This window comes from Gracilimonas halophila, assembly GCF_042684365.1.
Taxonomy (GTDB): domain Bacteria; phylum Bacteroidota; class Rhodothermia; order Balneolales; family Balneolaceae; genus Gracilimonas; species Gracilimonas halophila.
Window position 1 is genome coordinate 49158 of the sequence record NZ_JBHULI010000024.1, and the last position, 15822, is coordinate 64979.

Below are 15822 nucleotides of genomic sequence, written 5' to 3' on the forward strand. Positions count from 1 at the left end.
CGCATCATTTCAAACAAGAGTATTAAGATAAAAAAATCGGTTTATGAGTAACACTTCCGAAAGCGACACCAAAAATTGGCTACATAAGTTAATCGAGGAATTTGGAGAAACTGAAGCTGAGATAAAACTCGGAGGCGGTCAAAAACGCATTGATAAGGAACACGGGAAAGGCAAGTTAACAGCTCGTGAACGTATTGAGCACCTCACAGATAAAGATTCACGGTTTTATGAGCTGGGTCTTTGGGCCGGTTATGAAATGTATGAGGAGCAGGGCGGTTGCCCTTCCGGAGGAGTAGTGACAGGCATCGGTGAGGTAAGTGGCCGAAAATGTATGATCGTTGCTAACGATGCCACTGTTAAAGCCGGAGCATGGTTTCCGATCACCGCTAAGAAAAATTTGAGAGCGCAGGAGATCGCTATTGAGAACCATATTCCTCTCATTTACCTTGTTGACTCAGCCGGTGTCTTTTTACCGATGCAGGATGAGATCTTTCCGGATAAGGACCACTTCGGACGTATGTTCAGAAATAACGCTGTGATCTCTGCTAAAGGAATTCCACAAATAGCTGCGATCATGGGAAGTTGCGTGGCCGGTGGAGCGTATCTGCCAATTATGAGTGATGAAGCATTGATCGTGGATGGAACAGGAAGTGTATTTCTTGCCGGGAGTTACCTCGTTAAGGCAGCCATCGGGGAGGATGTGGATAATGAAACACTGGGCGGTGCTACAACCCATACTGAGATCTCAGGAGTTACAGATTATAAGATGAAAGATGATGAGGAATGCCTTTCCACTATCCGTGATCTAATTGATAAGCTTGGCCCTTTTGATACTGCAGGATTTAATCGAAAGGAACCCAAAGAACCCAAAAGGCCTGCAAGTGATGTATTTGAGATCCTTCCGGAAACACGCAACAGTCCTTATGACATGAACGATCTGCTGGAATGCATTATAGATGAAGACAGCTTTACAGAATTTAAAAAAGGCTACGGCCAGACATTGATCACAGGATATGCCCGCATTGACGGCTGGAGTGTTGGGATTGTAGCTAACCAGCGTACGGTAAACAGAACCAAGCAAGGGGAGATGCAGATCGGTGGAGTGATCTACTCTGATAGTGCCGATAAAGCCGCCCGTTTCATCATGAACTGTAACCAAAAGAAAATACCGCTGATCTTCTTCCAGGATGTAACCGGATTTATGATCGGAAAGCGCAGTGAACATGGTGGCATCATCAAAGACGGGGCAAAAATGGTAAATGCCATGAGCAACAGTACTGTACCTAAGGTTACGATCGTGGTGGGCAACAGTTATGGAGCAGGTAATTACGCAATGTGCGGCAGAGCCTATGACCCCCGGTTCATGTATGCATGGCCCACAGCCAAGATCGCAGTGATGGGAGGGGCTTCAGCTTCCAAGACATTGATGCAGATACAGGTTGCCTCCATGAAGAAAAAAGGGAAAGAGGTAAGTGAAGAATATCAGGAGAGGATCATGAAAGAGATCAGTGATAGATATGATCATCAGACTGATGTCCGGTACGCTGCTTCACGGCTTTGGGTTGATGGCATTATCAATCCGATTGAAACCAGGGAACGCATTTCGAAAGCTATTGAATGTGCTAATTTAAAACCTGAGATCGAGGAGTTTAAAACGGGAGTAATGCAAACCTAAGCGTATTCCAATATTGAAGTGTATAGATAAGGGTACCATAAAGGTGCCCTTTGTTTTCGGGTACTCACACATAACAGTTTTCAACCCATGAATTACGATCTTTATAAGCAAAATAATGTGGTATTTCTTGGGGTGGAGGCGAGTTTTACGCTCATCGACTTCCTGATGTTCTTTTCCAGTTTCTTACTGGGATTTGTATTTGCTCTGTTCTTCCTGATATTCGCATTTGCCGTACTTCAAAAGATCTTTTCTCGCTATGAATTTGAGTTCAATAAAGACGAATATACCGTTAGCAGATACTACCGTTTTTTCAATTACTTTCGGATCCGGCTGCAGACCATAGGATTTGGTGATGTAGATGAGCTCCTGCTCTCCAATTTTGAAAGTGGTAAAGCTCTATTCAGCAAAGGAATGGGGGCAAAGGAATGGTTCACCTTAGACCTGATGACTGATAACGGCTACATTCGTTTGGTGAAATCAGATGAGGAAGAACTCGATCAAATCTACCAACTTTATCAGGAGCTGGAAGAGAAACTAGATATCTATTTTAAATTCCGAATAGAATTCCTCGAAAGTTAAAAAGAAACCCTTAAAACCTAACACCTAAAAACTAAAACCTGTTATCCTGTTTCTTTTGTCCTCCATCTGAGATATGTTCAAGCACTATGATCGCACACACCAAAGCCATAATTTTACGCGTAATTGATTATCAGGAATCAAGTAAGATCCTGACGGTATTGACTGAAGAGCACGGCAAGATCGCGCTTATCGCCAAGGGTACTAAGAAACCTAAAAACAAGCTGGCAGGAATTCTGGAGATCGGTGCTGTTTTGGATGTAGTATACTATTACAAACAATCGAGAGGAGTACAAACTCTTACCGAAGCCTCCGTTCACTATTCCACTGAGAGCTTCCGAAAAGATTTTGAACGGGCAGCAATATTATATTCTACACTTGAGTTATTGAGTCAGCTTTTGCACGAGCATGAGGTCAACGAGCCGATCTTTACCTTTGCACTGAATTTCATCCAATGGCTGGGGGATGCAGAGGAAACCTATCCATCGGTATTCACGTATGTTCAGATCAGGCTGGCCGAAATAACCGGTATTGGTTTGGTGAGTGCATTAACCAGGATTCCTGAAATGGCCTATCTGAATATTTCATCCGGTAACATTTCGGAACAACCTGAAGAGGAATTATCTTATAAATTAACTGAAGCCCAAACCCGATTTATTATTTTGGCTATGTCCGGTAAAAGTAAAAAGATATTTAGTGTAGGATTAGAGAATGGAGAATTGAAGCAACTTGTTCACCATATAGATGTATACTTTAAATATCATATTGAAGGCTATCAGGAACGAAGGTCAGATGCCATTTTTGAACAGATGCTATAGGTAAATACTATGAAAAGGAAAGATCTAATTCTTACAGGGTTATTATTGGTTATGATCGGCATTACAGCCGGGACTTTGATCGCCTTGTACACTATAAACGAAGAGCTGGCCCCCTTGGCTGAAGTCAGAACTACAGAAATAACCCGCAGCAGTGAACCTTTAATTTCTGATGAAGCTTTGGAAGGAGCGGATGCACGCTTTCTTTTTAAAAAGGTCGCCGAGGAAGTAACACCTACTGTTGTTTATATAGAAGCCATAGTCCCAATTGAAGGGGGAGTACCCAATGACGATGAACAAGGTGAGTTTGATAACGAAGACGAAGAAAGCATCTGGGATCGCTTAATGCCACGCCGAGCCAGGACAGTCGGTTCGGGAGTTTTGATCACTTCAGACGGATACATCCTCACAAACAATCATGTGATTGATGGAGCTGTGGATAAAGGTCTCAGAGTGGTTTTAAATGACAAAAGGGAATATCCTGCCAGAGTTGTAGGAGTTGACTCCAGTACTGATCTTGCAGTAATAAAGATCAATGGTTCTGATCTTCCTAAAATAACTGTAGGCGATTCAGAATTCCTTGATGTAGGAGAGTGGGTGCTTGCCATTGGAAACCCATTTCGGTTACGTTCTACGGTAACTGCCGGTATTGTAAGTGCATTAAGCCGGGATGTGCAGATCATTAACGATCAGATGCGTATTGAAAGTTTCATTCAAACTGACGCTGCTATTAATCGTGGAAACAGTGGCGGTGCGTTGGTAAATACAAGTGGACAGTTAGTTGGAATCAATACAGCTATTGCTTCACAAACAGGGACCTATCAAGGTTATGGATTTGCAGTACCAAGTAATCTGGCAATTAAAGTTGCAGAAGACCTTATCGAGTACGGCCGGGTACGCAGGGCTTTGTTGGGAGTTACTATTGCCGGGGTTGACTATGATCGTGCTGTAGAAAAAGGAATGGAAACTGTGCGGGGTGTTGAAATATTAAATGTGTCTGAGAATGGAGCTGCATTTGAATCCGGCATCAGGCCCGGTGATGTAGTGCTTAGGGTCAATGGTATCAAAGTGAATGAGGCGAATCAATTACAGCAACAGGTTGCCGTGTTAAGTCCGGGAGAAACTGTACGGTTAAGCATTCTTAGAGAAGGTGAGATCATTGATAAGGATGTCGCTTTAAAAATTCTGGAGCAGGAATCCATCCCTGAGATATCTTCAAACGAACAACCCGTGATGCCGGAAGAGATCCCTGAAGGGAATAATGATGGAGTGATGTATAAAGAATTTGAGCCGGGATTTCGGATCATGGCATTAGCAACTCCTGAAGATGCCGATAAATTTGATCTTTATGTGGACCGTGTATACAGATATTCAGAAGCGTGGAATCGTGGATTAAGAGCTGATCAACAAATTTTAAAAATAGAAGAAGAAAAGGTTGAAGATCTCTCCGAATTGGAAGAACTTATGCGCCGTAATTTAAATGAAAAAGGATCAGTGACACTTGAGATCGTTAACGAAGAAGGTGCTCGCGGTTTTATAGAAATAAAACAGGATTAGATGCCACGTATTTTTAAAGGATTTATATTAGTATTGATGGTTACAATGGGGTTTTTCGGGTGTTCCGCAACGGAACAAACAGCTGTATCAAGCGAAGGATCTACGGGTATTTATCCGGGGTGGTATATTCACTCCGGGTTTTCGGTAGATTCTCTTTCCTACAATGGTTTTGCAACCGCAGTTTCGTCAGACTCTGTGATTGCCATGGCAAATGCAGAATTACAGGCTAGGGTAAATTTGGAAAGCTATATTGCCAGAAAATTAGAGTCAGTTCGGGAAGAACTTGAAGATCAAGGTTCAGATATTGCCACTGATACCGATTTTATCATTACTCTCAGAAACGCACATGATGCAGTCCAGGAAGAAGCTGTTTCCGGTAATAAATCTGCCAATAAAGAAGAGAATTACTATCGAGGATTTTCTGAGGTTTCTATCACAAAAAATGAGTTAATGGGTCTTCTTGAAGACGGTTTTAGTGGAAAAACACGCTTTTGGAATGCTCTAAAAAATTCAGAAATACTTCCTGATTAATTTTAGCTGACTTGCTCTCCCTGCAATCTTGTTGATGGTAATCCTTGTCATCCTTCTTGTCGAAGTGGTGGTCTGATGTCATAACTACAAAAGTATACGGATAGATTGATCTTATCCTGAAGCATTTATAGAATAGATCTTACCTGGGTATAACCCACCGGTTCAGCATCAGTGAACGGTCTAAGTTAAATATCGGGATAAGTCCGATAGTGAATATTGGCTATGTAATCACTTTTCAGGAAACTATATTTATGCAATTCTACTTTAATTTTAAAAAGTAACATTTACAAAATTTTGATTCCCCTACCTTTATTAAGAGTGAATTAATGCTGTTATTGTTGCCACCTAAATAATTAAAATCAGACTATCTGTTATGAGAAAACAATTACTTTTATTTGCGTTTCTTTTTGCGGGCTTGAGTATGCAGGGTGTGTTTGCCCAAACCACACCGGCCCATGCACTAAAGAACGTAACTATTCACCATACTGATGGCTCAATCACTGAATCGGCCACTGTTGTTTGGCGAAACGGTGTGATCGAAGCCATTGGAACAAACGCAGCCATCCCTTTTGATGCTTTCGAGATCGACGGTGGCGACAGTTTATATGTCTATCCGGGTTTTATCGATGGCTTTTCTACCTTGGGGAGTCCTTCGTTGCCCCGAAGTCAGGATCTGCCTGAATTAGATGATCCCGGAAACCCTCCTTACTATCGATCCGAAGTACAACCCGAAAGAAAACCTTCCGAGCTTTTAACGGAAGACAAGAACTTTGAAGCTTTTATGAAGGCCGGTTTTACTACTGCGGCTTTGTTTCCAAATGGATATATGCTTCCGGGACAAGTTGAAGCTTTCTACCTTTCCTCAAGTCACGATAATGTTGGGCTCATCAAAGGACCGATGGGACTGGCCGGGTCATTTGATACGGCACCAGGTGGATGGGGTAGTGGAGCATATCCATCCACATTAATGGGAGTGATGGCCAAGTTCAGACAGGTCATGTTTGATGCTACTGCTCTACAACAGCATATCAAATATTATGAGCAAAACCCGGAAATGCCGGCGCCTGACAGAGACCGTGTACTGGAAGCGATATTCCCACTTGTGAACAATTCAGCCCCGCTATTTTTTGAAGTTGATTCTAAAGAGCATATTGAAAGACTTTTAAAACTTCAGGATGAATTTGGATTCGATGTGGTCATAGTTTCCGGTAAGGAAGCTTATGCCAAAGCAGACGAACTTAAGCGAAGAAACATTCCTGTTTTAGCCGGTATCGATTTTACTGATATGCCGGAATGGTATGCTGAGCAAAAGAAAGAAAAAGATTCCGATGAAGAGGAAGCTTCAGAAGAAGAGATCTCTGAAGAGGAACAGAATTATCGTGAAAAGCAGCTGGCAGCCTGGAAAGCTGAAGTTACCAACATCAAAAAACTGATGGATGCCGGTGTTTCTGTAGGATTTTCTTCTTCAGGGCTCGAACTAAAAGATCTGTCTGCCAAAATCGAAATATTATTGGAGGAGGGCGGACTTTCGGAGACTAACCTGGTAACCCTTATGAGTGCCAACACGGCTAACATTTTAGGGTTGAACCGAACACATGGGAGTCTTGAAAGTGGCAAAAACGCCAGCTTCTCGGTATTTAACAAGGCTATGACCGAAGAAAAAGCGAAAGTACTTCACAGTATTTCGAATGGCATTATTCACGAATTTAATGGGAATTAAGAAGATGAAGAAACTTTTAACACTATGTATGATCGCAGCTTTTGGACTAACTGCACAAGCGCAGGACAAAGGCTCGGTTCTAATTCAAAATGCAACGGTGATCACTGTAACTAATGGTGATCTGGAAGAAACGGATGTACTGATCCGTGATGGAATTATTCGGGAGATCGGAAAAGATCTCAGAGCTCCCCGTGGAGTTGAAACGGTAGATGCTACCGGCAAATTTGTAATGCCCGGTATCATTGACGCTCACTCACATTTAAATGGAGTAGATATCAATGAAGCGCGAAACCCGGTTACAGCTGAGGTTACCATGGAAGAATCCGTAGATCCCAATGAAGTGGGTATCTATCATGCATTGGCCGGTGGAGCAACTACCATCCACCTGATGCACGGTTCTGCCAACGTAATTGGAGGTCAGGGAGAAACCCTTAAACTTCGTTACGGAGCTTCCCAGGAAGGGATGAAATTTGAGAATGCCAAACGCACGATCAAATTTGCTTTAGGGGAGAATCCTACCCGTGTACACGGACAAGGAAACGGGATACAACCACGAACCCGTATGGGTGTTGAGCAGGTTGTTCGCGGTCATTTCGATGAAGCCCTTGATTACAAACGTAAAAGAGAGGCTTATTTAGAGGCCAAAGCCCAATACGACCGACGAGGTCGTGGTACGCCTCCGGTTCCTGTTGCAGAGAACCTGAGATATGAAGTACTGAATGATATCATTGAAGGTGAGATCTTTGTTCACTGTCACTCTTATCGTTCAGATGAGATTCTGATGCTCATGCGTGTTTTCAATGATTATGGAATTGAGAATTATACCTTTCAGCATGCCAATGAAGCATTTAAAGTAGCGAACGAACTGGCGAAAAATGGAGCGATGACCTCCGTATTTTCTGACTGGTGGGCCTATAAGTTTGAGGTGTACTACTCAACAGCGTACAATGCTTCCATTCTGAATGCGAATGGGGTGGTAAACAGTATCAACAGTGACAATGATCAGTTGCTGAGAACCTTGAATCACGAAGCAGCTAAGGTTTTACGCTACGGTGAGACTTCAGTAAATGACGCTATCAAGATGATCACACTGCATCCTGCAATTCAGTTGGGTATTGATGATCGTGTTGGAAGTATTGAAGAAGGTAAACACGGTGATGTTGTTGTTTGGGACGGACATCCCCTCAGTATCTATAGCAAAGCTGAAATGACCTTCGTGGATGGAACCAAATATTTTGACCTGGCAAATGATCCTGATGACATGCGTATTCAGATCAATCCCGGTGCCGACTTCGATGACGGTTCTAATTTCCGCAAGATCGTGGATAACAGAGATGAAGATGCCTGCATTCAGGATAACTTCATTCTTTTACAGGATCAGGCACAAACACACGCTCATAACTAAACAGGAGACAAAAACATGAAGAAACTCAATATTTTTGCTGTAATTGTTGCTCTGCTGTTTGGTTTAAACGCCACAGCCGAAGCACAGATAACTGAAAAACCCGAATATGGTAAATTTGCCATTACGGGAGCCACTATCCATACCGTTACAAATGGCACCATTGAAAGTGGCGTTATTTTGATCAATGGAAATGAGATCACCTTTGTAGGTGAAAACGCCCGCATCACCAACGAATATACCCGCATTGATGCATCCGGAAAGCATGTCTATCCGGGGTTCATCGACGGATGGACGGGATTAGGCCTGGTAGAGATATCAGCCGTTCCTGTTACCGTTGATAATGCAGAGCTGGGACAATTCAACCCACATATGTATGCCTTTACTGCATTCAACCCGCACAGTGCCGCAGTACCTGTGACCAGGGTAAGTGGTGTTACAACCGTACTTTCTCACCCAAGTTCAGGCAGTATTGCCGGTAAAGCTGCGGTGATGGATCTCTGGGGATATTCTCCGGATTCCATGGCTGTGAAGAAAAGCGGAGCACTGGTTATGGATCTGCCTTCATCGTCCGGTGGTGGCTGGTGGGACAACCGCAGTGAAGCGGAGATCAAAAAGCAGTATGAGGAAAATCTCAAAGAGATCAATGATTTCCTCGATAAAGCTCGCTTTTATGATAAAATGATGAAAGAATACGAGGCTGACCCTTCCGGTAAAACCAAACCGGATCATGATCCAAGGATGGAAGCTATGCGTGAAGTTCTTGCCGGTGATGTTCCTGTGGTAATATCAGTAAATGATGAGCAGGAGATCCTGGATGCCATTGAATGGATCAAAGGTCACGATGACATGAATTTCATCTTTGAAGGCGTTCGGGAAGGATGGCGTGTAGCTGAAGAAATAGCTGAAGCCGGTGTCCCGGTGCTTACAACAACACTGTACACTCCAAGCCGCGACTACGACAACTATCAGCGCCCATACCAAAATCCGGGACTAATGGCTGAAGCAGGTGTAAAAGTGGCTATCGTTTCTGATGACACAGAAAACTCAAGAAATACTCCGTTCGAAGCCGGTTATGCCGCAGCTTACGGAATGGGAGTGGAAGAAGCACTCAAAGCCGTGACCATAAATCCTGCCGAGATGTTTGGCGTAGCTGACAAGATCGGTTCTCTGGAAGCAGGTAAACAAGCTAATCTGTTTATTTCAGATGGAGATCCTTTTGAGCCTATGACCAATATCGAGCATGTCTTCATCAAAGGATTCAAGATCCCGATGGACAGTCGCCATATTCAACTCTATGATGAGTTCCTGGATAGGGATGCAGTTAATGAGTAGTAATTGAGAGTTGAAAGTTGATGGGATGATCTTGTCCTGATCAACTTTAAAGTTTTTATAAACCCCGTGCATTAGCGTGTACGGGGTTTTTTGTTGATATTTAATATTGCTAAACAAAAAAACTGATTGGAGACGATCGGTTTTTTATTATTTTACCGACAGGCAATGATAAATAGGCGAAGTGCAGTGAAGTTCACTTTTAAAGAAGGCGTTATCAAAGATTATTTAATTTCAGTTTTAAGGTGCAGGGCAGTTTTCCTCGGGATTTCCGTTTTCCTCATTTTGGGCATTTTCAACCAACCTTATGCACAGCAAAGGCCCTCACTTCCACCGATGAGCCTTCAGGATATCAGGGCAGAGATCAATGAAATAGAGTCTGCCGAAGATAAGCTCTATCAATATGTGGAAATGAGTAATCGCTATCTGCGTAATGCTCCTGACTCAATGCTTTTAGTCTCCGATGAGATCAGAAATCTTAAAGGGATAGAGGAGCAAAAGAAAGAAGCTTTCTCTCTTTTTATTGCCGCAAGTGCCTGGCGTCTTTTAGATAGTGATTCTGCTTTATATTACCGAAGAAGAGCTTCTGAGAAGCTGAGAAAACTGAATGAACATAATTCATATCTAATGGTGGAGAATCTAAGAGCCACCCAGTTAACTCTTCAGAGAGACTATATCCAGGCCGAATCATTATACTTCAATGCCATTTCTTACCGGGAAAATTTAGAGGAAGAAGTCGAATATCCGGTTCATTATTTTTATGGAAATTTGGGGAATCTGTACGTGAATGTAGGGGCTCATGACTTAGCTATAGATATGTTCGAGAAATTCCTTGAATATGAAGATAATCCGCAAGACCGGTGCAATATTTTAAGTAAGATAAGCACAAGCTTTACTGAATTGGGTGATTTTGAGAAAAGCATTGAGATATTGAGCCCTTGCTTAGAGTATGAAAACCTGGCTCCCCCAATAAAAGCGATTGTGAGGGGGAATTTGGGTCGTAATTATGAAATGAAAGGAGACTCATTACGGGCTTTAGCTTTATTTGAAGATGCTGCTTCGATCACTACAAGATATCGCATTCCCAATATCGGAAGCGGCAACTTAATAAGACTGGGTCATCGATATATGGAAATGGGCAAACTTCAAAAAGCGGATTCAGTAGGACAATTGTTAAATGGTGATCCGTCTAACTTTATGCGACCAAACGAAAGAATCCTTCAAAAGATGATTGGTTTACGTTCCTTAAAAAATGTAAGCGTTTTGCCGCAGATGCCCTCCACAGTAAAGAAATTGAATATGAACTTGATATAAGTGAGGACTTTCAAATACCGGTAAAACTGGAGTTAAGACAAAATCTGTGGTTGATCTATAAAGAGATGGTCAATAACCTTGTCTCTCACTCAAATGCCACCCATGCAGAAATAGTATTTAAGGAAGAGGAAGGAATTATATTTCTCTCGGTTTCCGACAATGGGATTGGTAGTGATGTTGAAAAAGAGAGCAACAGAAACGGGTTAAAGAATATCCGCCAACGTGCAACACTTCTTAAGGGAAAACTGCTCCTGGATAGTGCCCCTCAGAAAGGAACAAAGTGGACGTTGAAAGTCCAGGTCTAAAAAACTGCCTAATCGGGCAGTTACTTTTGGATTATTAATTATTTACTATAGGAAAAAGTCCACATTTAGTGATCAATATTATAATCATAGAAGATAATAAGTACATGCGTGAGGGGTGGAGCACCGTACTTGGTCTTGAAGCCGATCTGAATGTACTAGCGGAATATGAAAGCTGTGAGGATGCTTTCGAAGCAAACAACTTGCCTAAAGCCGATGTCATCCTTCTTGATATTCAGCTTCCCGGAATGCTTGGTACGGAAGGAGTCAGGATCATCAAAGAGAAAAACCCTGATGTTGCCGTGATGATGGTGACCATTCATGATGATGACGAGCGCATCTTTAAAGCACTTAGGAATGGAGCGATAGGGTACTTATCAAAGAAAGTGACTCCCGAAGAACTTATTGACGCTGTTCATGATGCTCACGAAGGTGGTTCCCCGATGAGTCCTAATATTGCCCGCAAGGTTATCAACTCCTTTCAAAGAGTAAATGACTCATCCATTCAACTATCAGATACGGAAATTCAGGTTCTTAAATTATTGGCTGAAGGAAATTCGTATAAAGGGATATCTAAAGAAGTGTATCTGTCGGTGGATGGAGTCAGGTATCATATCCGTAACATTTATAACAAGCTGGAAGTGAGTAATAAAAGTGAAGCAGTTGCAAAGGCATTGCGGGATAAATTGATCTGAAAGTATAAAAACTGATTCTAAAACCGCATATCTATGTAGTGCATTCTTCTCAGATGTTACCGATGATAGAGGCGTATCAGACAAATATGGTTTGGGTTTATAGGGACATACAAATTCAGTAATACAAGTTTATTCTAACCTAAAGAACTGCAAAAGCCTGTCCTTGAAAAGACAGGCTTTTTTATTTGATTTCTTATCTTTGACCCCTGAAAATTCCTTCTTGAAGTTAGATGGAATAACTGCTTAATTCATTTCTGATACTGCTGATATAACCACACAATTATGCAGTGATATTAATCATTAGAATGGGTACAATGATTCAACCTTAAACCTAAAATTGCTAAGCAATAAAAATTTTTACGGGACTTACTTTAATAGGAATACTTTTTTTGGGTTTTTATGCTGAGAATGTAAATGGTGTGTCACCAAATGAAATTATACATTATGGAGCACCAGATGAATTTAAGAATCAATTAGGCACTCCCGTTTTTATACATGTAAAAGATAAGAATGGGGCAAAAAAACCGGCTTTATTAAGCTCAAGCTCTAAAGCAGATTCAGTTTTAAAAAAAGATCAAAAGAAAAAATTAATTCTACTTTATTCCGAAGAGGTAATGGAGAAAAGATAGAGTTAATTGTTACAGTACCAGGAGTACAATCGGGACAGGGACAGAACTGGGATTATAAAGATGTTAAGTGGGTTTTAGGAGAAGGTCACGAACCTTCATTTACCCGTACTAAATTTCATAAAAATCCAAAAAGAGGCTATGAAATTATTTTTGTCTATGAGGAAGGTTTGATTCATGCAGACACGTTGAAAAATAAATTAGAGAAATTGGAAAAGGGTATGTTAGATGATGCAGAAGCCGAAGAGCTCCGGAAACATTTAAGAACACATGTACAAGGCCACATTTGTGATCCTCTTGATCCAAATTGCGGAGGAAGCGGTTAATTAAGTTGCTAGCTAAATTTTTTAATCTCTTAATTTTATTATTACCTCTGTCTATACCGGTGGCTGGGCAGGGGTTTTCATTTCATTTCTATTATCCGCCCGAAGAATACGGTGGCCATGTACAAAACTGGACAGCAGAACAAGATACTAACGGGTTTATATATTTTGGCAACGGTGACGGCCTGCTGATTTTTGATGGAATTGACTGGAAAAATATACACATTGGTGAAACTGGACGAGGCACCTCCATATACTCAAGTACTGATGGACGGGTATATGTTAGCGGTCAATCAGATTTTGGATTTATAAAACCGGACTCTGTAAACAATATAGAATACCATTCTCTTTCAAAAGAATACGGGAAAAGAGCACTCCCTCAGTTTGAAACCCATGAATGGAATAATGCCATCTATTTTCGACATTTAGATGGTATCAACAAGTACGATGATGATGAATTGCGGAGTTTTCCAATACCTGATGACACTCTTTTTGGATACTCAGTAATTGCGGGCGATTCTTTGATTTTAGGCTCGCGGAAAGGGATGGTGAGTTTTAACCAAAAAGAGGTTTTTAAAAGGATAAAAGGCTCTTCTTTTTTAAAGGGAGATGTGATATATGTCGCTTTTCAAAAAGATGAAAAAGAATACTTGTTTGGAAGCAGTCAAAATTTACTTTTCACATACGATGGGAATACATTTCAAAAATTTGAAACGAAAGCGGATCAATATTTACAAGAAAATCAGATTTATGACGGGATAAAAATCCATGAAGACCTATTTGCTTTTGCTACTTTGTATGGAGGAGTGGTTTTTATTGATGGGGAAGGAGAAATGGTTAAAATTTTTAATGAGAATACCGGGTTGGCCAACAACATGGTGTACGATCTTTATCTTGATAAAGAAAAAAACCTCTGGATTGGCTTACAAAAAGGCATACAAAAACTTCTTATTACCGACAATCTGATACACTATGGAGAGCATTCGGGTTTAAATGATGTAGTGCTAAATATTTCTTTCTCAGAAAATTATACTTGGGTGCATACTATTTTCGGGCTGTTCGTGAGCCGTTACCTCGAGCAAGAAAAGGTTATTCTTTTTGACCCTGTTGATTTTGAACCCTCTATCACATCTTTAATAACCTGGAGAAACAGGTCTTATATTTTGGCTGAGGATGGTTTATATCAAACCTCTGATAATCAAATTGGTGACAGAATTCTGGATTTTCCACATATGGTTCAGGTGGAAGAGGCTGGGGATGATCAGCTTCAATTCTTAACCCCCGAAAGAATCATTGCATACAAAGGGGCAACGGTTTCTACAAGCCCAGTAAATATTGATATTAATTTCAGCCAAGCAATGAGATGGAAAGAAGAGCTATATATTAGAAACAAATCAAATGGGTTATACAAAGTTTTAAAAGAAAGAATCGTCCAATTTCCTGTTGAGAATGACCAAGATTTAGGCATTTCATTCTTTAATACGATGGGTATCATTGAAAATAGTCTTTTTGTTGGAACAGAAGGTGAGGGAGAAAATGGCGGACTTTATGTTTTACAGGAAGAAAATAACCGGCTATCACGTAATCATCTTTTTGATAAAAACACAAACCTGAATGGTCGTCAGGTTATGAGTTTTAGCCAGTGTTCGGAAAGTCAAATTTGGTTCTATGCCAATAAAAAAATAATCAAGCTTGTTAAAATTGAGGGCGTATGGACGCCCGATGATTCATCTTTTGGATTAATAAAGAATGAAAGCACTTCTGATACAATAGAAGGAATAAAATGTATGGGAGATAGTGTTTGGTTCTGGGGAACTAAAGGGATTTTTTATCTTAAAAATCCTGATTTTACTTACAATAGTAAATTTAAATCCAACATTACCTCTGTTTTCATTGACCGAGATTCTCTGGTTTTTGGAGGATATGGGAAACCAAAATCTGAGTTAATATTCCCCTACAAAGACAACGAGCTTCGTTTCACCTATGCAGCTGCAAGTTATATTGACCCCGATCGCAATCGATGTCAGGTAAAATTGGAAGGCTTTGACCAGAATTGGAGTAACTGGACTTCCGAAACTCAAAAGGATTATACCAACATCCCAGAAGGAGAGTATTCGTTTTTGATACGAAGCAAGAATGTGTATGATGTGGAAGGGAGCACTGCATCGATTTCATTCAGTATTCTCCCACCATGGTATCGCACGTGGTGGGCATATTTACTCTATACAGTTACTATAGCTGGTATCTTATATACTGCTTACAAGATCAGGGTAAACCAGTTGTTGAGGGTTGAGCGTATTCGAAATGATATTGCCATTGACCTCCATGATGAGGTAAGTGCCACTCTCAGCAGCATCAGTTATTTTGCAGAGGCCATTCAAAGTGATAAGGTTAAAAAAGATAAAGACCGTTTTGTGAAGCTTATCGCTAACAGTGCCGGAGATGCAAAAGAAAAGATCACCGATATCGTTTGGGCTATCAATCCTGAACATGACGACTGGCAGGCTTTTCTGTCAAAATGCAGGAGATATGCTTCTGATCTTTTGGAAAGCAAAGGCATAAAATACAGTCTTAAGATCGATGAATATATTCCCGGAAAACTGGATATGCAGCTCCGTCAGCATTTATGGTTGATCTTCAAAGAGATGGTGACCAATGCCGCCCGTCACTCTGACGCAAAACAGTTGGATGTGATCATGAATTATGAAGACGGAGTACTGAAATTGGTGGTTCAGGATGATGGAAAAGGGATGAACATCGATAAAGTTAAAAAAGGAAATGGTTTGGTAAATATCCAAAAGAGGGTTGATCTGATTGAGGGAGAAATCACCCTTAAAACCTCTGAAGGATTTGGTACCCGCTGGATTCTAAAAGTCTCGGTTTAAATAAAAACCACATTGTTATGCAGTGCTATTTTCTGCATAAGCACATAGATTTAAACATCTAATCTAAAT

14 protein-coding genes are annotated in these 15822 nt (G+C 41.0%); all 14 read left to right on the plus strand.

Annotated elements, in window-relative coordinates; genetic code table 11:
* The first annotated feature begins 43 nt into the window (after positions 1-43).
* The 14 genes from ACFSVN_RS06565 (at position 44) to ACFSVN_RS06630 (ending at position 15753) form a co-directional block, all read left to right on the plus strand.
* Entirely contained in the window at positions 44-1675 is a 1632-nt protein-coding gene (locus tag ACFSVN_RS06565) for an acyl-CoA carboxylase subunit beta (protein ID WP_390300262.1), read from the plus strand.
* A gap of 87 nt (positions 1676-1762) precedes the next feature.
* On the plus strand, positions 1763-2254 hold the full coding sequence (locus ACFSVN_RS06570; RefSeq protein WP_390300264.1) for a hypothetical protein: 492 nt from the start codon (positions 1763-1765) through the stop codon (positions 2252-2254).
* Positions 2255-2340: 86 nt separating this feature from the next.
* Positions 2341-3069 carry a DNA repair protein RecO gene (gene recO, locus ACFSVN_RS06575; protein WP_390300266.1) on the plus strand — a complete coding sequence of 243 codons (729 nt, stop codon included), beginning with the start codon at positions 2341-2343 and terminating at the stop codon, positions 3067-3069.
* A 9-nt stretch (positions 3070-3078) separates the two neighbouring features.
* Positions 3079-4623, plus strand: a complete 1545-nt coding sequence (locus tag ACFSVN_RS06580) for a trypsin-like peptidase domain-containing protein (protein WP_390300268.1) — start codon at positions 3079-3081, stop codon at positions 4621-4623.
* On the plus strand, positions 4624-5154 hold the full coding sequence (locus tag ACFSVN_RS06585) for a hypothetical protein (protein WP_390300270.1): 531 nt from the start codon (positions 4624-4626) through the stop codon (positions 5152-5154).
* Between the two features lie 373 nt (positions 5155-5527).
* Positions 5528-6874 carry an amidohydrolase family protein gene (locus ACFSVN_RS06590; protein WP_390300272.1) on the plus strand — a complete coding sequence of 449 codons (1347 nt, stop codon included), beginning with the start codon at positions 5528-5530 and terminating at the stop codon, positions 6872-6874.
* Between the two features lie 4 nt (positions 6875-6878).
* Positions 6879-8279 (plus strand): amidohydrolase family protein, encoded by a 1401-nt coding sequence (locus tag ACFSVN_RS06595; protein ID WP_390300274.1) that lies wholly within the window; start codon positions 6879-6881, stop codon positions 8277-8279.
* Between the two features lie 15 nt (positions 8280-8294).
* Entirely contained in the window at positions 8295-9611 is a 1317-nt protein-coding gene (locus ACFSVN_RS06600) for an amidohydrolase family protein (protein ID WP_390300276.1), read from the plus strand.
* Positions 9612-9944: 333 nt separating this feature from the next.
* A complete protein-coding gene (locus ACFSVN_RS06605) occupies positions 9945-10922 on the plus strand; it encodes a tetratricopeptide repeat protein (RefSeq protein ID WP_390300278.1) in 978 nt (325 codons plus the stop codon).
* A 50-nt stretch (positions 10923-10972) separates the two neighbouring features.
* On the plus strand, positions 10973-11227 hold the full coding sequence (locus tag ACFSVN_RS06610; protein WP_390300280.1) for a sensor histidine kinase: 255 nt from the start codon (positions 10973-10975) through the stop codon (positions 11225-11227).
* Positions 11228-11295: 68 nt separating this feature from the next.
* A complete protein-coding gene (locus ACFSVN_RS06615; protein WP_390300282.1) occupies positions 11296-11919 on the plus strand; it encodes a response regulator in 624 nt (207 codons plus the stop codon).
* Positions 11920-12308: 389 nt separating this feature from the next.
* Positions 12309-12548, plus strand: coding sequence for a hypothetical protein (locus ACFSVN_RS06620; protein WP_390300284.1), 240 nt, complete (start codon positions 12309-12311; stop codon positions 12546-12548).
* 185 nt (positions 12549-12733) lie between these two features.
* The gene (locus tag ACFSVN_RS06625; protein ID WP_390300286.1) at positions 12734-12871 is read left to right on the plus strand and encodes a hypothetical protein; all 138 of its coding nucleotides are present in this window, start codon (positions 12734-12736) and stop codon (positions 12869-12871) included.
* Positions 12872-12930: 59 nt separating this feature from the next.
* A complete protein-coding gene (locus tag ACFSVN_RS06630; protein WP_390300288.1) occupies positions 12931-15753 on the plus strand; it encodes a sensor histidine kinase in 2823 nt (940 codons plus the stop codon).
* Positions 15754-15822 lie beyond the last annotated feature (69 nt).